We start from the raw sequence: 23,166 nt of genomic DNA on the forward strand, positions 1-23,166 counted from the left end.
TACTTATTAAGCTGCAACATAGTGTCGATGTTTAAACTATGCTTTATTACGGCGTAAGCAAATAACTGCAATGGCTGTAAATGCTAAAATAAAGCAGTAATAAGAAGACGTTGATACTTCCCACGGGCTAATTTTAAACGTAGCACCTAATAACAATGCTTGGGCACCGTATGGCAATGAACCCTGTGTAACACAGGCAAATATATCAAGTAAACTGGCAGAGCGTTTAGAGCTTATTTCACCGTCATCTGCTAGCTTTTTAGCAATAGGACCCGCGACAATAATAGACACTGTGTTATTAGCAATACATACATTACTTGTTAAAACTAACGCAGCGATACCTAATTGATCTGCCACTTTACGGTGCCATTTTGCAATGATTTTAGTAATCGCTTGAATTTTTTGTGCAATGTAATCAAGACCACCGTTAATACGAATAAATTCAGATAAGCCACCAATAAACATAGAAAGTAAAAATATTTCCTGCATATCAGTAAAGCCTTTGTAAATGTCTTTTACAAAGCTTGCGCCTTCGTAACTTCCTGTAAAGCCCATTAATGCGGCAAAAATAATACCGCTAAACAACACTACAAATACGTTCAAGCCAGCAACTGCTAACACTAAAATAAAGGCATAAGGAAGTACTAACCAAATATCATAGTCTTTAGTTTCAACTACTTGTGCAGCAGGTGTTAAATAAAACAACAGGGCGATTGTTAGAATGGCTGCAGGGACTGCAATTTTAAGATTTTCTTTAAACTTGTCTTTCATTTCACAGCCCTGCGTGCGCGTAGCTGCAATAGTGGTGTCTGAAATAATAGATAAGTTATCGCCAAACATAGCGCCAGATACAATCGTACCGGCCATTAATGCTGGATCTATACCCGTTTTAATTGATACCGCATAAGCGATAGGGCCAATGGCGCCAATCGTACCCATTGACGTTCCCATTGCAGTAGAAACAACGGCCGCAATTAAAAACAAACCAGGGAGCAATAACGAAGGTGGAATAAGCGATAAGCCTGCATTTACTACCGCATCTACACCACCGGTTGCACTTGCCACAGCCGAAAAAGCACCTGCAAGTAAGTAGATTAAACACATGGTAATAATATTGTTGTGTCCGGCACCTTTAATAAAGGTCTCTACACATTGGTTTACCGTGCCTTTATTTAAAATAAACGCAAGCATGATGGCGGGCAATATAGCAACAGGTGCAGGTAGTTGGTAAAAAGCATAATCAACCCCTTGCGATTGCAAATACAAACCTGAGCCTAAAAATAGCGCTACAAAGGTAAGTAGGGGAAGTAAAGAAAGTATTGCTTTGTTTTTATTAAATGATGGCTGCATCATAATCCTCATAACCAGTAAAATTTATCACAGCCAAAACTCCTCTTTTAGCTGAATTTAGCAGTACAACTTTTTATTTTAAAAAGTTGTTAGCCGCAGCGTCCGCAAGCCAAAGACCAAATCGACGCGAAAGAGAAGTTTAAATGTATAGATGGCTAAAGTAAACTGGTATTGTTATTATTATTAAATTAAAAGGTCACCTGACTATTGCATGACTTTTAGATAATATCTATAAAGCAACGCGATTTTCAGCGATTAATATTTATCCAACTGCATAAAAATACCCACCTGCGTATTTTTATGCCCGGATATATGGCTAATAAACGGATTCAAATTAAATTAGGTAAAAACCATGACTACAAATCGAATAGGTGTTTTTGGTGCTAACGGCAGAATGGGCTTAGCCCTATTAGAAGCCGCGACAATTAAAGAGCAAACACAACTTACAGGCGCATATGTTCGTAGTGGTTCATCGCTATTGGGCATTAATGTAAATCAAGTAAATAGCGCAGCCGATAACAGTGTTAGCTTTAGCGACGAAAGTACAATAGATGATGTAGATGTTTTAATCGACTTTACGCTGCCAGCGGGTATGAAAAACCATTTAAAAACAGCTGTTGCACAAAAAATTCCTATGGTGATTGGCACAACAGGTTTAACAAATGATGATATGGCGCTATTACACGATGCCGCTAAACATATCCCTATTGTATTTGCGCGAAATTACAGCGTAGGTGTCAATGTATTACTTAACCTTGTGCAAACTGCAGCGACTAAATTTGGTGACGATTTAGATATCGAAATATTTGAAGCGCATCACCGTCATAAAATAGATGCACCATCAGGTACTGCACTGGCAATAGGTGAGTCAATCGCGCAAGCGAAAGGGTGGGATCACGACGAGGTTGCGGTATATGACCGAAGCCAAGTAGAAACAGCGAAATCTCAAAATGAGATTGGTTATTCTGTCCTAAGAGGGGGCGATATAGTAGGTGAACATACCGCATACTTCGCTACAATGGGCGAAAGGCTTGAATTAACACATAAAGCAAGTTCGAGAATGACGTTCGCTCTAGGTGCTATAAGGGCTGCAAGCTGGTTAAAAAACAAACCTGCTGGACTTTATGATATGCAAGATGTGCTAGATCTTAAGTAGTTTAGTTACTATTTTAACTGTTTGGGTCTAATTTCACCTACAGTGACTTATTTGTAACAATTAACCAAATAATGTTAGACCTAAATAGCAACTTCATGTAATATGCAGCCAATTTGCCAAAAATTACTAAATGCGTGTTTCCAATTATACCCAAGTGGCTAGTAAATCCAGGGTTTCAGTGGGAATGAAAATAGTTTTAGGCAAGAAAAATGATTGAAGGTTGAATGCTTTACATCTGCATCATTTAAGACTGCGTAAAACAATTTAAGCTCACAAAAATCTGGTTTTGACGATCCCTCTGGGTATTGGCGGGGTGTTAAGCAATTGCTTACTCCCGTTTTTTACTGTTAGGAGGTTTAACTTGACTAAATCCGCTCTGTTAGTCCTAGAAGACGGCACAGTGTTTCGCGGTACTGCAATCGGCGCTGACGGCATGTCTGTCGGTGAAGTGGTATTCAATACGTCTATGACTGGTTATCAAGAAATTTTGACTGATCCATCATACGCGGAACAAATCGTAACTTTGACGTACCCACATATCGGTAATACGGGTACCAACAGCGAAGACGAAGAAGCGAATCAAATTTGGGCTAAAGGCCTAGTGATCCGTGATTTGCCACTGCTAGCAAGTAACTTTCGTAACGAGCAATCGTTAGATGATTACTTAAAAGAACGTAATATTTTAGGTATTGCGGACATCGACACCAGAAAGCTAACTCGAATTTTGCGTGATAAAGGCGCACAAAACGGGTGTATTGTTGCCGGTGACGAGCTAGACGAAAATAAAGCGTTACAAGCCGCGCAAGCCTTCCCAGGCTTAAAAGGTATGGATTTAGCAAAAGTTGTCTCAACCAAGGAAAATTTTGAGTGGCGCGAATCAAGCTGGACATTAGGTGAAGGATTTAAAACCCTTGACGCTGCTGATGAAAAGTTTCATGTTGTTGCCTACGACTTCGGTGTAAAACGTAATATTTTACGTATGCTTGTAGACCGTGGTTGTAAACTTACAGTAGTACCAGCGCAAACTTCTGCCGCTGACGTACTTGCTTTAAACCCTGATGGTATCTTCCTATCTAATGGCCCTGGTGATCCTGAGCCATGTACTTACGCTATTGAAGCCATTCAAGCCTTTTTAGAAACCGACACACCTATTTTTGGTATCTGTTTAGGTCATCAGTTATTAGCCCTTGCTTCAGGTGCTAAAACAGAAAAAATGAAATTTGGCCACCACGGTGGTAACCACCCAGTTAAAGACCTAGACCGTAATGTAGTTATGATCACAGCTCAAAACCATGGTTTTGCAGCTCAAGAATCAAGCCTACCAAGTACGCTTCGTGCCACGCATAAATCGTTATTTGATGGAACGCTTCAAGGTATTCATCGTACTGATAAGCCTGCGTTTAGCTTCCAGGGTCACCCTGAAGCAAGTCCAGGTCCACACGATGCAGCACCATTATTTGACCACTTCATCGATTTGATGCAAGCGCGTAAACACTAATTTAACTGGAGTAATAATGCCAAAACGTACCGACATAAAAAGCATTCTTATCTTAGGCGCAGGCCCAATTGTAATTGGTCAAGCTTGTGAATTTGACTACTCTGGTGCTCAAGCGTGTAAAGCACTTAGAGAAGAAGGCTATAGAGTTATATTAGTTAACTCAAACCCTGCAACTATCATGACCGATCCTGAAATGGCCGATGCTACCTACATCGAACCAATTCACTGGGAAGTGGTAGAAAAAATTATTGAAAAAGAAAAGCCAGATGCAGTACTGCCTACAATGGGTGGTCAAACAGCATTAAACTGTGCACTTGATTTAGACAAGCACGGTGTGTTGGCTAAGCACGGCGTTGAGCTAATTGGCGCAACGGCGGATGCAATCGACAAAGCAGAAAACCGTGAACGCTTTGACGTAGCAATGAAAAACATTGGCCTTGAATGTCCTCGTGCTGAAATTGCTCACTCAATGGAAGAAGCTAAAGATACAATGAGCCGAATTGGCTTACCATGTATCATTCGTCCTTCTTTCACCATGGGTGGCACCGGTGGCGGTGTTGCTTACAACATGGAAGAGTTTGAAGAAATTTGTGAGCGCGGTTTAGACTTATCGCCAACAAACGAATTATTGATTGATGAATCACTGATTGGTTGGAAAGAGTACGAAACAGAAGTTGTACGTGATAAAAACGATAACTGTATTATTGTTTGTACCATTGAAAACTTTGACCCTATGGGTGTTCACACTGGCGATTCAATCACCGTTGCACCAGCGCAAACGCTAACCGACAAAGAATACCAAATTATGCGTAACGCCTCTATGGCGGTATTACGTGAAATTGGTGTAGAAACTGGCGGTTCTAACGTGCAGTTTGGTATTAATCCTGAAGATGGCCGTATGGTTATCATTGAGATGAACCCACGCGTATCACGTTCATCTGCACTTGCATCAAAAGCAACGGGTTTCCCAATTGCTAAAATTGCTGCAAAGCTAGCAGTAGGTTATACGCTTGATGAACTTCAAAACGATATTACTGGCGGTAAAACTCCAGCATCTTTTGAGCCTTCAATCGATTACGTTGTAACAAAAATTCCTCGCTTTAACTTTGAAAAATTTGCCGGTGCTAACGATCGCTTAACTACGCAAATGAAATCAGTTGGCGAAGTAATGGCGATTGGTCGTAACCAACAAGAATCATTACACAAAGCATTACGTGGTCTTGAAGTGGGCGCAACAGGTTTTAACCCAATAGTTGCACTTGATGACCCTAAAGCTAAAGAAAAAATCATCCGCGAATTACGTGAGCCAGGTGCTGAGCGTATCTGGTACATTGCCGATGCAATGCGCCATGGTATGAGCGTTGATGATGTTTATGAGCTGACTAAAGTTAATCGCTGGTTCTTAGTACAAATAGAAGATATTTTAAAAGACGAAGCAAAAATTGGTGAAGTAGGTATGGCTGGTTTAAATGCCGACTTCCTACGTAAACTTAAACGCAAAGGTTTCGCAGATCCACGTATAGCTGAAATTGCTGGTGTATCTGAAGCTGAAATTCGTAAAAAACGTCACCTATTAAACATCGTGCCAGTATACAAGCGTGTTGATACGTGCGCCGCAGAATTTAGCTCAGACACAGCTTACATGTACTCATCTTACGATGAAGAGTGTGAAGCAAACCCAACAGATAAAGACAAAATCATGGTTATTGGTGGCGGTCCTAACCGTATCGGTCAAGGTATTGAATTTGATTACTGTTGTGTACATGCCTCGCTTGCGCTTCGCGAAGACGGTTATGAAACAATTATGGTTAACTGTAACCCTGAAACGGTTTCTACCGATTACGATACATCTGATAGACTATACTTTGAGCCAATTACACTTGAAGACGTACTCGAAATCGTACGTGTTGAAAAGCCAAAAGGCGTTATCGTGCAGTACGGTGGTCAAACACCACTTAAATTAGCGCGTGAGCTTGAAGCGAATGGCGTTCCAGTAATAGGTACTTCACCTGATGCGATTGACCGTGCAGAAGACCGCGAACGTTTCCAACAACTTGTTGAGCGTTTGAACTTACTTCAGCCAGAAAATGCAACAGTAACTTCAACTGAAGAAGCACTACTTAAATCAGTCGAAATTGGTTTTCCACTAGTTGTACGTCCGTCGTATGTACTAGGTGGTCGTGCAATGGAAATTGTATACGATGAAGACGATTTACGTCGCTACATGACCGAAGCTGTATCTGCATCAAACGAAGCACCTGTATTACTGGACCGTTTCTTAGATAACGCAATTGAAGTTGACGTTGACGCAATTTGCGACGGTGAGCAAGTAATTATTGGCGGTATCATGGAGCACATTGAGCAAGCCGGTGTTCACTCTGGTGACTCAGCATGTTCATTACCAGCACATTCTTTATCGCAAGAAGTGCAAGATGTAATGCGCAAGCAAGTAACCGATATGGCGCTTGAGCTTGGTGTTGTTGGCTTAATGAATACACAGTTTGCTGTAAAAGATGGCAAAGTGTACTTAATTGAAGTTAACCCGCGTGCCGCACGTACTGTACCGTTTGTATCAAAAGCAACCGGTGTAGCGCTTGCAAAAGTGGCGGCTCGTTGTATGGCGGGTCAGTCTTTGGCAAGCCAAGGTATTACTAAAGAAGTGATCCCTCCTTATTACAGCGTTAAAGAAGTTGTTTTACCATTTGCTAAGTTTCAGGGTGTGGATCCAATTCGTGGCCCTGAGATGCGCTCAACGGGTGAAGTGATGGGTGTTGGTGATACTTTCGCCGAAGCATTCGCAAAAGCACAATTAGGTGCAAGCAACACTTTACCACGCGGTGGTCGCGCGTTATTATCTGTTCGTAATAGCGATAAGCCACGCATTGTTGAATTAGCCAAGATTATGACCGACTTAGGTTTTGAACTTGACGCAACGGGTGGCACGGCACAAGCTCTTGAAGAAGCTGGCATTGAAGTACGACGTGTAAACAAAGTATATGAAGGCCGCCCGCATATTCTTGATTATATCAAGAATAAAGAGTACAGCTATATCGTTAATACCACCGAAGGTCGCCAAGCGATCGAAGATTCGAAGGTGTTACGTCGTGGTGCATTGCAAAATAAAACCAACTATACGACAACCTTGAACGCGGCTTTTGCTAACTGTACTGCTAACAAAGCAGATGACCGTAGTAAAGTAACGTCAGTTCAAGAGCTACACCTGCGATTGAACTAAGGAAATGTGCCAAGGCCAACTAGGGCCTTGGTGTTAAGTGAGAAAAGTATGCAATCAATTCCGATGACAGTTCGTGGCGCAGATTTACTGCGCAAAGAGCTTAACGAATTAAAAACAGTTACCCGTCCAAAAATTATCGCCGACATTGCTGTTGCGCGTGAACACGGTGACTTAAAAGAAAACGCTGAGTACCACGCTGCACGTGAGCAACAGGGTTTTTGTGAAGGTCGTATTCAAGAAATTGAAGCTAAACTTTCAAATGTTCAGATAATCGACGTAACTAAAATGCCAAATACGGGAAAAGTTATTTTTGGTACTACCGTAACTATAGTAAATGTAGATACGGATGCTGAAGTAAAATACCGTATTGTAGGCGATGATGAAGCAGATATTAAAAACAACTTAATTTCTGTTAATTCACCGATTGCACGTGGCTTAATTGGTAAACAAGTAGACGATGCAGTGTCTATCCAAACGCCAAAAGGTATCGTTGAGTACGAAATCATTGAAGTTGAGTATCTTTAACGCATAACTCACTTTAACGTTTTAAATAAAAACCGATGTATTTACATCGGTTTTTTTATGCCTTAAATAAATCACTATACTGATAAGGGTGTTCATATTGCATAAAGAGTGAGCATGATGATATAGGTACATAATCACTTCATTAAAAGGAACACTCAATGGCTAATATACTTTACCCAGCGCCTTTAAAAGTAGGCTCTAAAATTGCTATTTGCTCGCTTTCATCTGGGCTAAAAGAAAAGTATCACGGACGCTTAGATATTGTTATAAATGGACTACAACAACGAGGGTATAATGTTGTTGAAGGCGAGTTTTTACGTCAAAACAAACCACGCGAACAGCTTAATGCTAAAGCGCATGCTAAGCAGCTAATGGGTTTTTTATTAGATGATGAAATAGATGCGATTATGCCGCCAATGGGTGGTGAGCTGGCAATGGAAATACTGCCACTACTTGATTTTAACGCCATTAAAGAAGCAAAGCCTAAGTGGTTAGTTGGTTTTTCTGATGTGAGTACTATTGCATGTGCACTCACTGCTAAGTGCCAATGGGCAACCCTCCACAGCGCCAATCTTATGCAGTTACACCCAGATGAAAAAAATCCGTACAGCTTACAAATATTTGAAACTCTGACCTACGAAGCCGGTAGTAAGTTTGAGCAAGGTCCTTCTTCTTTATACCAAAAAAATAAGCCTAATTACGCGCAAAACCCGAACGAATTACTCAGCCCGAGTGAGCCCACAAACTGGCAATGTTTAAACTATGCAGATAAACGTACCATAGAAATGTCTGGTCGGTTATTTGGTGGGTGTTTAGATACCGTAGGTTTATTGCTCGACTCGCCATTTTTAGCGCTGCATGAGTTTAAAAAGAACAGTGCGCCCGAAGGGCTTATTTTATACCTCGAAAACTCAGAACTTACACCAACAACCGTTGCACGATTTTTACTGTCATTAAAATTAGCCGGTATATTTGATGATATCAATGGCTTGGTTTTAGGGCGAAGTGAAATAACACAAGGTCATTACGATGCCTTTGATTATCGCCATGCGTTAGATGTAGCGCTAGGTGGGTGTTTATTTCCTGTAATTTTTGATGCGGATATAGGGCACGTTCAACCTAACTTAAATTTGGTAAATGGTGCTACCTGTACGCTAGTTGCTGATATAAACGAAGGTATAGTAGATCGCGCATCGTTAAATATTCAACTTTCGTAGTTTTTATTGTATTTAGTTTTGAAAAACAAATAAATACAAGCGTATAATATGCCTACAGTAAGTGCTAATGCTTACTGTAAATTCTCAGGGCGGGGTGAAATTCCCCACCGGCGGTATGTTTAATGTTTTTTATGACTTAAACGAGCCCGCGAGCGCTTTATTTAACTTATTTTAGGTTAAGTAAAGGTCAAGCAGATCTGGTGAGATGCCAGAGCCGACGGTTACAGTCCGGATGAAAGAGAATATGGCTTATTATACTAAAACCAATTTTATTAAAGACATGACCGTTGTATCGCGTTAAGTGAGCTATTTTCTTTGCGCTATAATTAGTCACTAATTTAATGTTATTGGTATAACAGTGTGCGCTGCATTTTGCTGCGTGCTTTTTGTTATTTTATTTAAGCTATTTTGGTAGTGATCGCTTTAAATTTAAGTGATGTATTACTGATCCTTTCACAGTCCTGAATCTATTATTTTTATTTGGAATATAATGATGATTCAGTCTCTACTTACTCAATTCGGCGAAAGCCATACCCGCGTACAAAGCGCCATCACTGCACTACAGCAAGGCCAAGGCGTACTTGTTGTTGATGATGAAAACCGTGAAAATGAAGGCGACTTTGTTTTTTCAGCTGAGCATTTAACGACTTCTCAAATGGCCGAAATGATCCGCGAAGGCAGCGGCATTGTTTGCTTATGCATGGGGGAGGAACGCATTAAACAGCTCGATTTACCGCAAATGGTAGCTAAGAATACGAGTCAAAATAACACCGCTTATACAGTCACTATTGAAGCTAAGCATGGCGTTACAACAGGCGTGTCTGCTGCTGATAGAGTAACTACTATAAAAGCAGCGACAGCGGATAATGCAAAACCAAGTGATTTATCGCGCCCAGGGCATGTATTTGGTTTAAAAGCACAAACGGGTGGCGTATTAGTGCGTCGCGGTCATACCGAAGCATCCGTTGATTTAATGCAACTTGCCGGCTTAAAACCATTTGGCGTAATTTGCGAACTAACAAATCCTGATGGTTCAATGGCGCGCTTACCTGAGGTGAGTGATTATGCTAATAAACATAATATGACCGTTGTTTCTATTGAAGATTTAGTGCAATACATTCAGGCTGCACAGCGCAAAGTAAGTTAAACTGCTTTAAAGCAAAAAAACCACTTATTTAAATAAGTGGTTTTTTAATATTGTTATCATTTAAGTTTATAACGTATTACTTATAAAACCTGAATAACTTGCTCTTTTGCTAAGCGAGATTTAGGTAATTTAGCATTATAATCTTCAGCGCTATCATGATAGCCAAGCACTAATGCCACGTCGCATACGTAACCATCGAGTTCTTTTTCAAAGACTTCGCCAATCAGCTCGGCATCTACGCCTTCCATTGGGGTTGAATCAATGCCTAAACGTGCAGCGGCATGCATAGTGTTACCCAGTGCAATGTAAGTTTGTGCTTTAGTCCACTCTTCATTAACGCCTTGCTCATCAGTATTCATATCAACAAACGCATAAGCACCAAAAGCTTGTTCGCGATTTTCTGCTTTAGTACGGCCATTTTTAACATCTGCATCAATAACTTGTGCGTAGTCATCGCGGGTATATTTAGGATTGTGAGCGAACAATATTATATGAGAAGCTGTTTTAATATGTGGCTGGTTAAACGCAAATTTATTAGCAAATGTACTGTGCATACGCTCTTTGGCTTCATCTGATTCAATTACGATGAATTTCCAAGGTTGCGAGTTAATTGATGATGGAGATAAGCGCATAGCTTCGTAAATAACTGCTAAATCGTCTTGAGATACACGTTTCGTTGCATCGTAACGTTTTGCTGTGTAACGCTTTTCTAAGTCATTAATAATAGGGTGAGTCATTGGTTTCTCCAAAATAAATAAGATTAGCTGTACAAAGTATTCGTCATTTACTTTATGTATAAATAATACAGCTTGCTTTGCATTAAATAAATCGCATAATCATTGAATCATTATCAAATATAAATAGATAATATGAATATAGAAGATTTAAAACTTATTTTAAAAGTCGCTGAGTTTAGAAGCATTACGCTTGCAGCTGCTAAATTAGATATGCGTACAGCCACAGCAAGCGCTGCTATTAAGCGTGTTGAGTCTGCGCTTGGTAGTGAACTATTTGTTCGTACAACACGTCATTTAAGGTTATCGGCTGCTGGGGAGCGCTACATACCACAATGTGAGCAGGCTTTAGCAGTACTTGAACTTGCAAAGCAAAACCTTAAAGGTGAACATGACGAAATCGAAGGGGAGTTACGTGTTGCACTTTCATCTGATTTGGGGCGCAATTTAGTGATCCCATGGATTGATGAGCTCATGGATAGTTATCCTAAGTTAAGCCTACGAACACATATAAGTGATAGTAATATCGACTTTTATCGTGACTCAGTTGATATAGCACTTCGTTATGGCTCGCCTAATGATGCAAGTGTTTATGGTTTTAAAATTTGTAACGTACCACGCTTATTATGTGCAACTGACGAATACCTCTTACAAAACGGGACTCCCGTGCATCCTGATGATCTAGCGTCGCATCAAGGTTTGTTTTATCAGTTGCAGGATATTATAAATAATACGTGGGAATTCAGTGATGGTGAGTCAAAATTTAAAGTTAAAATGGGTGGCAGGCGCGCCTCAAACGACGGCGATTTAGTAAGGCGCTGGTGCGTTGCGGGTAAGGGCTTAGCTGTAAAGTCGGCACTTGATATAGCCGACGATTTGCTTAACGACAGGGTGGTTACCGTAATGCCAAATTATCAACATGTTAATGGTGAACTTTGGCTTATTTGCCCAAGTAGGCAGTCAATAACCCCTGCGGTGCGTTTACTACGTGATGCATGCAGAGCAAAATCCCAAGCAATTTTGCAGCAGTTGGTAAATAAAGGAATTATTGATAAAAGCGTACTGAGCTAATTAAGGAAGAGTTATGCAAGTTGATGATATTAGGGTTTTTATTCCCTGTAAAAGCTATGAGCAATCTCAGCGCTTTTATAAAGCGCTTGGATTTAAGATTGAAGATGCCTCAAATGATTTATGTGTGTGTACCTTTGGCGAATGTACGTTCTTTTTACAGCGTTATTATAATAAAACGTTTGCTGAAAACTTAATGCTGCAACTTTGTGTGTTAAATATAGATGAAGCATACGAACTCATTAGTAACCTAAACGGTTTTGACATCCGCTTTGAGGGTATAAAGCAAGAACCTTGGGGTAGCGTTATTTACTTATGGGGACCATCGGGTGAGCTTTGGCACGTAACTGAATTAAATTAAAAATAAAAAGGAATAAATATGAAATTTAATAAATATATAATCATTTTGATGGCGGCCTTACTTGCTTCTTGTAGCTCGTTTATGAGTAACAATACAGGTAAAAATACACAATCTAGTAGCTTAATGGATTTTTTATATCCTGATCAACAAAGCCGTGCTACCTATAAACCTGAAATACCTGTTTTAAAACTCCCTGTTACCGTCGGAATTGCATTTGTACCGTCTAAAAACTGGCAGCCAGACGGGTTAGAGACCCAAAACCAAGTCGAATTACTCGAAAAAGTAAAAAAGTCATTTCTTCAATATGATTACATTGACCGCATTGAAGTTATACCAAGCACCTATTTAAAGGGTGGTGAAGGTTTTGCAACACTCGAGCAAGTAGGGCGACTTTACGATGTAGATGTAATGGCACTGGTTTCATATGATCAAATTACGCAATCTTATGAAAATAATGCAGCCTTACTTTATTGGACAATAGTGGGTATGTACGTTATTCCAGGTAATGAAAATACAATCCAAACCTTTGTGGATACAGCTGTTTTTGATATTAAAAGTAGAAAAATGCTATTTAGAGCACCAGGTATAAGTAAGCTTGAAAAAAGAACAACAGCAATAGGTATTGATGAAACGTTATCTGAAAAGTCGGCTGAAGGTTTTAATCTAGCGGTTAGTGATATGAGTACTAATTTAGATGCAGAACTAGCAAGGTTTAAAACACGTGTTAAAGAAGAGAAAATTGCAAAAGTCGAAAATAAAGATGGCTCCAGCAGCGGTGGATCTTTGAGTATTTATATACTCGTTTTGTTGTCGTTATTAGTTATGCGTAGCAAAAAAGTTTAAAGCAAAAAATAGCTAAGTACTTTAATAATGCCACCTACTTTGAGCAGGTGGCATTATTTTTTATTCGCTAACTTAGCTTAACTTAGCTTTTTATTAAAAAACTCAACGGTACGTTGCCATGCAAGCTCGGCATTGTCCTTATCATATCGACCTGTAGAGTCGTTATGAAATCCATGATTTGCCCCTTTATACATATACATAGTGTACTCAACGTTATTGGCTTTTAAGTCTTGTTCGTACTGTGGCCACGACGCGTTTACACGTTTATCAAGCTCGCCTAATTGAATCATTAATGGTGCTTTAATGTTTTTACGTAAACTTTCGCTGGCTGGAGTACCGTAAAAAGGCACTCCGGCGCTGATTAAATTACTATCTACTGCCGCTAAATAATTAACAATGTAGCCACCAAAACAAAAGCCCACAGCGCCAAGTTTACCGTTACTGTTAGCATGCGATTTTAAAAAGTGTGCTGCGGCTACAAAATCGTTTTGAATTTTAGCGCGGTCCATGGTTTTTTGCATAGCGCGTCCTTCATCATCGTTACCAGGGTAGCCACCCAGTGGAAAGAGCGCATCGGGCGCAAATGCAATAAAACCTACCTTCGCTAAGCGTCTTGCTACATCCTTTACGTATGGGTTTAATCCACGGTTTTCGTGTACCACGAGTACAACAGGAAGCTTACCCTCTACATTTTTAGGGGTTGCTAAGTAACCTTTGCCTTTACCGTGTCCGTCTGGCGAATCGAATTCTTCGTACGTTGCCGTTATATCGTCATCGTTAAACGACACTTGTTCAGCCAGTGCGTAATTAGGTAATAATGCCGATGTAAGTACAGCCATCGAAAAGCCAAGTGCAGCAAGGCCACCGAGTTTTTTCATAAAAGTACGTCGGTCCATTAAACCGTGGGCGTACTCGTCATACCAATCAAAGGCTTCTTGAGGAATGTGATCAGAGGGAGATGTATTCATGGCTGTTCCTTAATTTTATTATGTCTATTTATTATTTAAATACCATAACGTATTAGAGATAAAAAACGAGCAATATTTCTATCAATTATTAGGACTGGTAATTAATCCTGCGTGTTAAAAAATAAGTAATGTTAGCAAATAGGTGAATATCATTTTTAAGCTAAAAATAAAAAGCTCGACATAATATACCGAGCTTTTTTGGTTGGGATGTTACTTAATTTAGCTGTGAGTAGGCGCTGGTTGGGCATCTACTAGTGGTGGCTTGCCACGCATTTTACGTACTAATCGTTTAGCATCTTCTAGTGCAACATACTGGCACGGTATAAGTATCAGTGTAATTACTGTGGCAAATAACACACCAAAAGCAAGTGATACAGCCATTGGGATAACAATTTTAGCTTGTAAACTCGTTTCAAAAATAATTGGCATTACACCAATAAAGGTAGTGATTGAGGTAAGTAATATCGCTCTAAAGCGACGAGCACCGGCTTGCATTACAGCATCCTTAATCGCAACACCTTCAGCGCGTGCTTTGTTTACAAAATCAACCATAACGAGGGAATCATTTACGACCACACCCGCTACAGCAATAATGCCAAACATCGATAAGCTACTCATGGTCATACCTAAAATCATATGCCCAAACATCGCGCCCACTACACCAAACGGAATAACCGACATTATAATAAGTGGCTGCGAGTAAGAGCGAAGCGGAATGGCTAACAAGGCAAATATAATCATCATTGATATACCAAAATCACGAAGCTGCTCTGAAGCGCTATCCATTTCTTCTTGAATGCGCCCAGCTACATCACTTGTAACGCCAGGGTAGCTTTTAAGTAATGTTGGTAAGTATTCATCACGAATTTCTTCTGCAATCGCAAATGGTTCGGCTTGGTCGGTATTTACCGCAGCCCATACGTTTACAGTACGTTTAGAGTTTTCGCGGCGGATACGGTTAACACCGTCAACAAGCTTAACTTCGGCTACTTCACTTAGCGGTACTTCAGCGCCAGTAGGTGTAATAATACGCACACTTGCGATGTCACTAATTGAGTTACGTTCGTCTTCTGGATAGCGGATCATGACTTTAATTTCTTCGCCTTCACGCAATATTCGCTGCGCTTCTAAGCCGTAGTAACTAAAGCTAACTTGCGATGCGACATCAGCAAGCGTTAAACCCATGCTATAAGCGAGTGGTTTTAAATCAAGTTGCACTTCGTCGGTGGCACTTTGCATTGAGTCGTTTACGTCGCCAACACCTTCCATTGTTTGTAATTTGGCTTTTAATTTACCAGCCACTTCTTTTAGCTCGTTAGCATTTTTGCCTTCAAGTTTAAAGCTAACGTCGCCATCATCTCGACCGCCATTCATTATACTGTCTTGAATGGTCATGGTTTTAATGCCTGGTAGGGCGGGCATTTGCTCGCGCCATAACGCACTTAGGGCAAAGGTGTCGATAGGGCGTAAGTCAGGCTCTACCAAAATGGCCATAATATTTGCTTCAGTTCGCCCGCGCAGGCTTACCGATAAATCGCGGATCATCGGTTTACCGTATTGCTCTTGTAGTTGCTGATCGACCTTTAACAACACGCTTTCTATTTTACGTGCGGTTTCAAGCGTTGCTTGCTCAGATGAAGCAAGGTTCATTTCTATATCAATACGTGGAAAGTCGTGCGGTATTTTAGGGTTTGGTACAAACTTAACTAAACCACCTGCAAACATACCTGCGCTTACAATAAGCAAACACATAAAGCCGACAATCACTGTATAGCGATAATGAATACAGCGGCTAACAAAAGGAAGGTAGTAGTTATTCACAAAGCCTTTTAAGCTGCTATCAATCACCATACGTAAGCGATGTAATAGGTTTTTAGGATTTGGTTTACGTGGGTTCATTGCTGCAATATGTGCAGGCAAAATAAGTTTTGATTCAATGAGTGAAAAAATCAAACATAAAATAATCACGCCACCAATGGCCTTAGAAAAAGCAGCACCAGGGCCGGTTGCGAGTGTTTGTGGTAAAAATGCAGCAATAGTCGTTAGCACACCAAAGGTTGCTGGCATCGCAACGCGTTTTACACCGCGTACAACGTTATCAAGTGTGTGGCCGTATTTTTCTATTTCGGCACTGGCTGACTCGCCCACAACTATGGCGTCATCAACAACAATCCCGAGTACAAGTATAAAGGCAAAAAGAGAGGCTAGGTTAATTGTTACATCTAAAAAGCCAATAGGCATAAACAAAAAGGCGCCTAAAAACGAAACCGGTAAGCCCATCATTACCCAAAATGCTAAGCGGAGCGGTAAAAATAGTGCCAGCACTATCATTACTAACAAGCCACCCCAAATCATGTTATCGACCATCATATCGAGTCGACCTTCAAGGTAGTAAGTTAAATCAACAATAGGAGAGAGCTTAACGCCTGCAGGTAAAAGTGGCTCTTTAGTTGCCATGTAGCTTTTAAGTACTTTTGCTACATCGGTAATGTCTTGATCTTTTGATGCGTTTACTTCAAACGAGAGTGAATTTTTACCATTGTATTTTGAATATTGTAGACCTTCTTCAAAGCCATCATTAATAGTTGCAACATCGCCTAAATAAATTTGTGCGCCATCAGCAAGGGTAATAAGTGGCAGTTTTTCAAACTCAAAACCACGGTAGGCTTGTTTTTCAACACGCATCGAAATATAACCATTTTCAGAGCGTATTTGCCCCGCCGACATATTTGCCGAAAAATTTTGCACAGCACCTGCAATATCTCTAAATGTTAATCCGTACTCGCGTAGTTTATCAGGGCTGACTTCTATACCAATTTCGTATTCTAAGCCGCCGTTAAAATTAACAAGGTTAACGTGAGGCAGTGCTTGTAGCTCGTCTTTTATATCGTTGCCAAGCTCTTTTAACTGGTAATTACTCATGTCGCCGTAAAGCGCGAGTATCATTACCTCTTGCTCAAACTTATCGCGGCGCACAACAGGGCGCTCCATCCCCGCAGGAAAGGTGTTTATTGAATCAACTTGTACTTTAATTTCATCAAGTACTTCTTGTGGATTGTATTGTTCTTCTATTTCAATCCACGCTTGTGAAAAACCACGGTTAGAGTACGTAATTAGGCGTTTAATGCCTTCAATACCTTCGAGGTTTTCTTCAACTTTTATGGTTATGCCTTCTTCAACCTCTTGCGGGGCTGCACCTGGGTAAACCGCTTGTACGCTTATCCAGTTGCTTTCAAACTGTGGGAACATTTGTTTGCGAATGGTCATCGCCATTAAAATACCGCCTACTAATATAAATATCATTAGTAGGTTGGCAGCAACGGGATTTCGGGCAAACCATGCTATTAACCCTGTTTCACGAGTGTTCATGATTATTCCTCTTTCAGCGCAAGTTGAGTTACATCAGTTTTATCAGGCGCAATATCTTCAATTTTTACTGCCATACCTTCAGTTGGGTATTCAAGCGCTGAGGTAACAATTTGCTCGCCATTCTTTAACCCTTGGCTGGCTATAATCATGCCGTTTTGTTCGCGTATAATATTGAGGGTTTTAAACGACAATGTTAAATCGTCATTTAAAATTACAATTTTATTATCTTTAACTAAGTGGTGCGCAACAATAATTGCGTTATCAAGCGGGCGACCTTCAATGGTAGCGTTAATGTACGAACCAAAACGAAGAGGGCGTGTTTTGTCGCCATAAGGTGTTGCAAGTTGTGCAACCAAGTAGCTCATGCGGCTTGTTTGATCAACCACACCTTCGGTGCGAATTACTTTGGCTTGCCACATTGTTTGTTTACCTGCGTATTCTGCGTTAAATGTAACATTTGAGCCTACGCCGCCATTTTTTAAATATTGCAGTTCTTGATCGGCAACCGGTAAACGTACCTCTGCAACTGAGGTTGCGCTTAGTGCGCCAAAACTATTACCTGGGTTTACTACTGAACCCAAGCTAATTGTGCGCTCATTAATAATGGCATCGTATGGGGCTTTAATATAAGTACGCTCAAGATTGCGGCTAGCACGCTTAACACTTGCTTGAGCAGAGCGGTAACGCGCTAATTTTTCTGCCAGCTGTGGTTTTCGTAAATAAAGTTCTGATGCAATAGCGTCGCTTGAGTCTGACTTAATGCGCTCCCACTCAGCTTGAGCGACATGTGCTTGCGCGCGTTCTATTTCAAGTGCTGAGCTTGCTTGTGCTAAACCCGCTTGCGCTTCAATAAAGTCTGCCTCGTAATCATTTGCGTCAATTCGTGCTAAAATATCGCCTTGCTTTACAAACGCGCCTTCAACAAATTGATCTGATACCGAAATAACTTGCCCGCTAACTTGTGCTATTAGCTCGGTACGATACTTTGGTTTAACAATGCCGTACGATTTAACATCGAGCGTTATAGAATCTAAAAGTACGCGTTGTGTTGCTACTAAAGGACGTAAATCTTGCTCTGGCTTTTCTTCGGGTGGTTTTTTCATTGCCATAAAGGCGAAAGCTAAAGCAATACCGCCTGCTAAAACAGCGATTGGGAGTATTATTTGTTTTGTAGTAGCCACAAGGCATTCCTTCATAATTGGTGGTGACAGAGCAATAATACGCAATAAAGTGTTTACAAGCTGTTTTAAGATGTAACAAAGCATTACATGTGTGTGTTACAACTCACTATGCGACTAATTAAGTTCCTAAAAAGAAATTAAAGTAAGTGTTTTTTATACAGAGGAAATTATGAAAACCGAATCGATGAATTGCAGGCTAGGCTGCGGCGCATGTTGTATTGCGCCAAGTATTAGTTCGCCTATTCCAGGTATGCCAAATGGTAAAAAAGCCGGAGAGCGTTGTATTCAGCTAGATGAACGTAATTTATGTAAGTTATTTGGTGACGAAAGTCGCCCAAAAGTATGTAGTGATTTTAGCGCCACGCTTGATGTGTGCGGGTCAACAAATGCACAAGCTCTAGCGCTTATTACAGAGCTCGAAGAGCTCACTTAATCCTCATTTTTAATACACATCTATTTACACTTATTTTATTACTGAGTATTTATTTTACGTCATTCAAAGCTGCGCTTTTCACGCGAGCAAGCTCTACGTTTACCGCCAAAGTGTAGGCTTGTGTTTGTTTTGTAGACGTGAAGCTTGCTTACGTGACAGGCAAAGCCTGTAAAACTGATTTATTCACAAAGAGGGGAGGAGGCGCTGCGCTTTTAGAGGAGGAGATTAATTTAAAGTAATAGTTGGCTTTTGTTTTTCTCATTTACTCCTAATTCTTTTCTCTTTGTGTAATATTTTTTCCTAAAAACTGCACTTTTATATAAATAAACACAGCGTTTACAAACCAAAGTATAAATTGAGTTCGTAAACGCTGGCTTTATTTTCTACCAGCTATACGTTGCGCTTAACGTATATTGCTCACCGCGCCCAGGTGTACCTGGTATTTCTTCAAACGACTCATCCCATAAGTTATCTGCCGCTAAGGTGATAAATAAATTACTCAACTGTGGCGGCGTTATTTTAAGCGTTAGCTGGGTAAATAACGCATTGTCATTGCCGTTTCTAAGTGAATTTTTGTGTTGTGTACGCCATTCGTTATCTATTCTAAATTCTAAAATATCAGTTGGGTTGTACACAGCGCCAAGTGTTAAACGGTGATCAGGAAAGTTTAACGCGTAAAAGCTGGCATCAATATCGGCTGCGCCGTAGTTTTCTGATTTATGTAAATAGGTGTAGCTTGCTATAAGCTTTGCTGTATCAAAGTGCTTAGTCGCTAAAAATTCAACCCCTGCAGTATCAATATCTACTGGGTTTGCAAAGCGCGCTGAGGTTGAATCAAAATTAAAGGTCCAATCGGTCAAGTTATTATCTTTTCGATAAAAAATAGCCGAGTTTAACTGCCAGCTTTGTTCTTCAAGTAATAAACCTAGCTCCAAGTTTGATGTGGTTTCGCGCTCAAGGTTGTAGTTACTTCTAAATAACCCGCCAGAGTCGCTGCCGCCAATGGCTGTGTAGCCTGCAACTTGACTCGCTTGCGCGTATGATAAGTAAAGGGTTTGTGCTGTGCCGTCACTATTTTGGGTGTTTAAGGTTATGTCACCAATAGCTGATACTTCAGCATCATCACGATTTGTATCGTCATAGGCTGCGCCTAAACGAAAGGTAAGCTGTTGGTTTTTTTGCGCTATTGTGTATTGGGGCAATATACTTAGCTTGTAATACTTTCGTGAGGTAAAGTTGTTTTCAAGTGTGGTTGATTCAATCGAGTCATCAATAAATTGTGCAGAGTAATTTATTGCCAGTGCATCGCTTTGTGCATGGCGACCCGAAAGTCCAAACGATTTAACTTCGCTTTTATGAAAAGCTTCAAATGCACTAGGATTTTCGCGAGAGTAAATATAGTGATCGTCATGGGTACGATAATAAGCAGATACTTCAAAGTTGCTGTTATCAGCGTAGTTTTGCTTGTGATTAAGCATCCAAAGACGGGTTTCTAAATCTTCAGTTTCGTTAACGCCAAAAGGGGTGTACAAGTTAGGCCAGCCAAAAAACTTATCTTGTGAGCCAAAAAACAAATCTGTTTGGCTATGCTCGCTTGCTAATTGCACGCGAGCTGAGGCGCGCGAGAAGTCATGATCGCCATTATCAATGGTGCCATCACTTTGCGAATGAGAATACTCACCTTCAAAGCCCAGAGTATAGTTAGCTAAGCTATCAAGTTGTGTGTTTTTAGCAGCGTGAATACTTTGCAGATTAAAGTCGTTTGTACCAGTACCAAGGGATACACTACCGCCAGTAATAATCGGTTTCCAACCAAACGAAACTGTACCTACAGAGCTATTCATACCGTAAAGTGCGTTATCGGCACCGGTTAAAACATCTGGGCCGGTTAGCATTTGCGGTGCAATGGGTATTTCAGCAAAATAATGCCCAGATTGCGGGTCAAGCAGGGTAACGCTTCCTACTCTAAAACCGGTGTTTTCAAAAATCCCTCCACGAATAGTTACATCAGCTTGCGCCTCAGCCATATTACGCGATTGAAGGTCAACACGGGGGTCATATTCTAAATTAGAAATAGGCGAGTCGAATGTACCTACTGGCAACTTATTTGCAGTGGGTGAGGCCTCAACCGTTATTTTCTCGATTGGTGACTCATCAGATAGCGTATTAGCATTAGCAAATGCAGTAACGCTGCATAATATTGCAGGTATTATAAGGTGTGGTGTGCGATTCATGTGTTTCTCGTCATTTTTTATTTGTAGCTGCGGTTACAATTAATTTCAAAGCTTATATTTGAGCATGATAAAATAATTAAATGTAACAGCAGTCATTTTGTGCGCGATTGTACATTAATTTGTTAATAACTGCATTTGATAACCATTTACGTAATACCGGCTTTATTAAAAACATGGTCATTCTATCGTATTAAATAGCGCACTCACTGCGTTAAAAATTATTTATATAGAACAACTATATGTCATAATTTTCGCCTTGTTATTGCGCTATTTTCTTGGCGCTATAATAGAACACTATTTTAATGCAATCGGTATAATTACTTATTAGGTAACATTTATAATGGATACGACACAACAAAATACTATTTACTTTGCTGGTGGCTGCCTGTGGGGCGTACAAGAGTTTTTAAAGCACTTACCAGGCGTAATAAGTACTGAAGCAGGTCGCGCTAATGGTACAAGCAAAACCACTGACGGCGAATACGATGGTTATGCCGAATGCGTAAAAGTCATTTTTGATTTAAAAGTCGTTAGCCTAAATAAGCTGTATGACTACTTTTTTGAAATTATTGACCCGTATAGCATTAATAAACAAGGGGATGATGTAGGCCCTAAATACCGCACTGCCATTTATAGCAAAAACCAAAGCCATTTAGATGCAGCAAGCAATTATATAAACAAGCGCAGAGATGCCGATAAAATTGTGGTAGGGGTAGAGCTGCTAACTAACTACGTGCCAAGCGATCCTGAGCATCAAGACCGTTTAACTAATTATCCTGATGATTACTGCCATATACCGCTTGAGTTATTGCATAAGTATAAATCGTAAATTTGAGTAGGGTAAGCGCACAAAGATAAGTAATTAGAAGCTATCGCTTCTCGCGTAAGCAAGCTTAGCGCCTACGGGTAAAGTTTGACGCGGTGTTTTTTGTAGACGTGCAGCTTGCTGACGTGACGAGCGCAGCTCGTAATTTAAGGTTGAATATAGCGTTAGGTAAAGGTAAGTGATTAGAAGCTATCGCTTCTCGCGCAAGCAAGCATAGCGCCTACAGGTAAAGTTTAATCCGGTATTTTGTAGACGTGCAGCTTGCTGACGTGATGAGCGCAGCTCATAATTATTTAAACCTGAAGTCCCAAAAATACATACCCACAAAAAAGCTCACGTACTGTGAGCTTTTTTAAAACTTACTTATAGCTAATTTTAACTTACTGCTGCTTTTGCGGGGGGAAGTTACTTAATATTTCGCTCACTGTCTTATTAATTGATGCTTCACGTTGTTCTGGCGATTGGTTTTTCTTTAATCGGCCTTCTTTTGCGCCGCGCCATACTAGCTGGTTAGATTCACGGTCTACAATATCAATAATCAGTGTGCCCACTTCGTATTCACGCGCGGTTGTGTCACGTTGAAAACCAGTACCCCAATAACCCCAATGCGGGCGGTAGTTTACATTAAATGTATCTACTTCAAGCTCTTTATCTACCGATGCATGATAGTTAACAAGTACATCAGCATTTGCTGCATCAACTAAGCTCATACCTAGTGTTTGGCTCAGTTCTGCGTTAACGGCAGTGCGAACACGTTTTTCCATTAGGCCATTAATTTGGTAATTATTTGTATCTTTAGTTAGGCTGGCGTTTTCTACCCAAGCAAATGTTTTAAAATTACTAAAGTTGGCTGATTTATCGTAATCCCAATCAGGGGTTTGTGTACAGGCTGTAAGTAGTGCTAGCGCTGCAACAATAAGTATATTTTTCATTACGTTTGCTCCAATAAAATGCATTAATTTAAAATAACACACATCGTTTAAATGTGTATTATTTAAACGTCCTATATTTTAGTTTAGTT

The 23,166-nt window shown here is 40.4% G+C and carries 18 protein-coding genes and 1 riboswitch; of the genes, 11 read left to right on the plus strand and 7 right to left on the minus strand.

The window, feature by feature from the left end; all coding sequences use genetic code 11:
- Positions 1–36: 36 nt before the first annotated feature.
- Positions 37–1,350 carry a Na+/H+ antiporter NhaC family protein gene (locus tag H5089_RS04575; RefSeq protein ID WP_182711679.1) on the minus strand — a complete coding sequence of 438 codons (1,314 nt, stop codon included), beginning with the start codon at positions 1,348–1,350 and terminating at the stop codon, positions 37–39.
- A 352-nt stretch (positions 1,351–1,702) separates the two neighbouring features.
- On the opposite strand from H5089_RS04575, the gene dapB reads away from it, so the two are divergent.
- From dapB to ribB, 6 genes are all read left to right on the plus strand, one after another.
- On the plus strand, positions 1,703–2,506 hold the full coding sequence (gene dapB, locus H5089_RS04580) for a 4-hydroxy-tetrahydrodipicolinate reductase (RefSeq protein ID WP_004335398.1): 804 nt from the start codon (positions 1,703–1,705) through the stop codon (positions 2,504–2,506).
- Between the two features lie 361 nt (positions 2,507–2,867).
- Entirely contained in the window at positions 2,868–4,004 is a 1,137-nt protein-coding gene (gene carA, locus H5089_RS04585) for a glutamine-hydrolyzing carbamoyl-phosphate synthase small subunit (protein WP_004335400.1), read from the plus strand.
- A gap of 16 nt (positions 4,005–4,020) precedes the next feature.
- Positions 4,021–7,239 (plus strand): carbamoyl-phosphate synthase large subunit, encoded by a 3,219-nt coding sequence (carB, locus tag H5089_RS04590; protein ID WP_039487473.1) that lies wholly within the window; start codon positions 4,021–4,023, stop codon positions 7,237–7,239.
- Between the two features lie 48 nt (positions 7,240–7,287).
- Entirely contained in the window at positions 7,288–7,764 is a 477-nt protein-coding gene (gene greA / locus H5089_RS04595) for a transcription elongation factor GreA (RefSeq protein WP_004335404.1), read from the plus strand.
- Between the two features lie 158 nt (positions 7,765–7,922).
- Positions 7,923–8,981: a S66 peptidase family protein gene (locus H5089_RS04600; protein WP_182711574.1), complete on the plus strand. Its 1,059-nt coding sequence runs from the start codon at positions 7,923–7,925 to the stop codon at positions 8,979–8,981.
- Positions 8,982–9,057: 76 nt separating this feature from the next.
- A riboswitch (FMN riboswitch) is annotated at positions 9,058–9,229 on the plus strand.
- A gap of 245 nt (positions 9,230–9,474) precedes the next feature.
- On the plus strand, positions 9,475–10,128 hold the full coding sequence (gene ribB / locus H5089_RS04605) for a 3,4-dihydroxy-2-butanone-4-phosphate synthase (protein WP_004335408.1): 654 nt from the start codon (positions 9,475–9,477) through the stop codon (positions 10,126–10,128).
- 80 nt (positions 10,129–10,208) lie between these two features.
- Here ribB and H5089_RS04610 read toward each other — a convergent pair whose 3' ends face one another.
- A complete protein-coding gene (locus H5089_RS04610) occupies positions 10,209–10,865 on the minus strand; it encodes a nitroreductase family protein (RefSeq protein ID WP_182711575.1) in 657 nt (218 codons plus the stop codon).
- A 132-nt stretch (positions 10,866–10,997) separates the two neighbouring features.
- Here H5089_RS04610 and H5089_RS04615 point away from each other — a divergent pair, with 132 nt between their 5' ends.
- From H5089_RS04615 to rhlP, 3 genes are read left to right on the plus strand one after another with little or no spacing between them, the layout of a single operon-like run.
- Positions 10,998–11,933 (plus strand): LysR family transcriptional regulator, encoded by a 936-nt coding sequence (locus H5089_RS04615; RefSeq protein WP_182711576.1) that lies wholly within the window; start codon positions 10,998–11,000, stop codon positions 11,931–11,933.
- Positions 11,934–11,946: 13 nt separating this feature from the next.
- Positions 11,947–12,291, plus strand: coding sequence for a lactoylglutathione lyase (locus H5089_RS04620; protein WP_024597431.1), 345 nt, complete (start codon positions 11,947–11,949; stop codon positions 12,289–12,291).
- An 18-nt stretch (positions 12,292–12,309) separates the two neighbouring features.
- Positions 12,310–13,134 carry a rhombotarget lipoprotein gene (rhlP, locus tag H5089_RS04625; RefSeq protein WP_182711577.1) on the plus strand — a complete coding sequence of 275 codons (825 nt, stop codon included), beginning with the start codon at positions 12,310–12,312 and terminating at the stop codon, positions 13,132–13,134.
- 77 nt (positions 13,135–13,211) lie between these two features.
- Here the strand turns inward: rhlP and H5089_RS04630 are convergent, their stop codons facing one another.
- The 3 genes from H5089_RS04630 to H5089_RS04640 form a co-directional block, all read right to left on the minus strand.
- On the minus strand, positions 13,212–14,102 hold the full coding sequence (locus tag H5089_RS04630; protein WP_182711578.1) for a dienelactone hydrolase family protein: 891 nt from the start codon (positions 14,100–14,102) through the stop codon (positions 13,212–13,214).
- 219 nt (positions 14,103–14,321) lie between these two features.
- Positions 14,322–17,471 carry an efflux RND transporter permease subunit gene (locus H5089_RS04635; protein ID WP_182711579.1) on the minus strand — a complete coding sequence of 1,050 codons (3,150 nt, stop codon included), beginning with the start codon at positions 17,469–17,471 and terminating at the stop codon, positions 14,322–14,324.
- Between the two features lie 2 nt (positions 17,472–17,473).
- Positions 17,474–18,652, minus strand: coding sequence for an efflux RND transporter periplasmic adaptor subunit (locus tag H5089_RS04640; RefSeq protein ID WP_182711580.1), 1,179 nt, complete (start codon positions 18,650–18,652; stop codon positions 17,474–17,476).
- 169 nt (positions 18,653–18,821) lie between these two features.
- On the opposite strand from H5089_RS04640, the gene H5089_RS04645 reads away from it, so the two are divergent.
- A complete protein-coding gene (locus tag H5089_RS04645; protein WP_007375812.1) occupies positions 18,822–19,085 on the plus strand; it encodes a YkgJ family cysteine cluster protein in 264 nt (87 codons plus the stop codon).
- A gap of 383 nt (positions 19,086–19,468) precedes the next feature.
- On the opposite strand, the gene H5089_RS04650 is transcribed toward H5089_RS04645, so the two are convergent.
- Positions 19,469–21,319 (minus strand): TonB-dependent siderophore receptor, encoded by a 1,851-nt coding sequence (locus H5089_RS04650; protein ID WP_182711581.1) that lies wholly within the window; start codon positions 21,317–21,319, stop codon positions 19,469–19,471.
- Positions 21,320–21,659: 340 nt separating this feature from the next.
- Between H5089_RS04650 and H5089_RS04655 the strand changes: the two genes are divergently transcribed.
- The gene (locus tag H5089_RS04655) at positions 21,660–22,148 is read left to right on the plus strand and encodes a peptide-methionine (S)-S-oxide reductase (RefSeq protein ID WP_182711582.1); all 489 of its coding nucleotides are present in this window, start codon (positions 21,660–21,662) and stop codon (positions 22,146–22,148) included.
- A gap of 377 nt (positions 22,149–22,525) precedes the next feature.
- On the opposite strand, the gene H5089_RS04660 is transcribed toward H5089_RS04655, so the two are convergent.
- Positions 22,526–23,077: a DUF4136 domain-containing protein gene (locus H5089_RS04660; RefSeq protein ID WP_024595193.1), complete on the minus strand. Its 552-nt coding sequence runs from the start codon at positions 23,075–23,077 to the stop codon at positions 22,526–22,528.
- Between the last annotated feature and the right edge of the window lie 89 nt (positions 23,078–23,166).

Source organism: Pseudoalteromonas sp. SR45-1 (assembly GCF_014163655.1).
GTDB classification, from domain to species: Bacteria; Pseudomonadota; Gammaproteobacteria; order Enterobacterales; family Alteromonadaceae; genus Pseudoalteromonas; species Pseudoalteromonas distincta.

What these genes read in the sequence shown, in the direction of transcription:
- H5089_RS04575 (WP_182711679.1), bottom strand. Translation starts at nt 1,350, where the DNA reads ATGCAGCCATCATTTAATAAAAACAAAGCAATACTTTCTTTACTTCCC.
- dapB (WP_004335398.1), top strand. Translation starts at nt 1,703, where the DNA reads ATGACTACAAATCGAATAGGTGTTTTTGGTGCTAACGGCAGAATGGGC.
- carB (WP_039487473.1), top strand. Translation starts at nt 4,021, where the DNA reads ATGCCAAAACGTACCGACATAAAAAGCATTCTTATCTTAGGCGCAGGC.
- greA (WP_004335404.1), top strand. Translation starts at nt 7,288, where the DNA reads ATGCAATCAATTCCGATGACAGTTCGTGGCGCAGATTTACTGCGCAAA.
- H5089_RS04600 (WP_182711574.1), top strand. Translation starts at nt 7,923, where the DNA reads ATGGCTAATATACTTTACCCAGCGCCTTTAAAAGTAGGCTCTAAAATT.
- ribB (WP_004335408.1), top strand. Translation starts at nt 9,475, where the DNA reads ATGATTCAGTCTCTACTTACTCAATTCGGCGAAAGCCATACCCGCGTA.
- H5089_RS04610 (WP_182711575.1), bottom strand. Translation starts at nt 10,865, where the DNA reads ATGACTCACCCTATTATTAATGACTTAGAAAAGCGTTACACAGCAAAA.
- H5089_RS04615 (WP_182711576.1), top strand. Translation starts at nt 10,998, where the DNA reads ATGAATATAGAAGATTTAAAACTTATTTTAAAAGTCGCTGAGTTTAGA.
- H5089_RS04620 (WP_024597431.1), top strand. Translation starts at nt 11,947, where the DNA reads ATGCAAGTTGATGATATTAGGGTTTTTATTCCCTGTAAAAGCTATGAG.
- rhlP (WP_182711577.1), top strand. Translation starts at nt 12,310, where the DNA reads ATGAAATTTAATAAATATATAATCATTTTGATGGCGGCCTTACTTGCT.
- H5089_RS04630 (WP_182711578.1), bottom strand. Translation starts at nt 14,102, where the DNA reads ATGAATACATCTCCCTCTGATCACATTCCTCAAGAAGCCTTTGATTGG.
- H5089_RS04635 (WP_182711579.1), bottom strand. Translation starts at nt 17,471, where the DNA reads ATGAACACTCGTGAAACAGGGTTAATAGCATGGTTTGCCCGAAATCCC.
- H5089_RS04645 (WP_007375812.1), top strand. Translation starts at nt 18,822, where the DNA reads ATGAAAACCGAATCGATGAATTGCAGGCTAGGCTGCGGCGCATGTTGT.
- H5089_RS04650 (WP_182711581.1), bottom strand. Translation starts at nt 21,319, where the DNA reads ATGAATCGCACACCACACCTTATAATACCTGCAATATTATGCAGCGTT.
- H5089_RS04655 (WP_182711582.1), top strand. Translation starts at nt 21,660, where the DNA reads ATGGATACGACACAACAAAATACTATTTACTTTGCTGGTGGCTGCCTG.
- H5089_RS04660 (WP_024595193.1), bottom strand. Translation starts at nt 23,077, where the DNA reads ATGAAAAATATACTTATTGTTGCAGCGCTAGCACTACTTACAGCCTGT.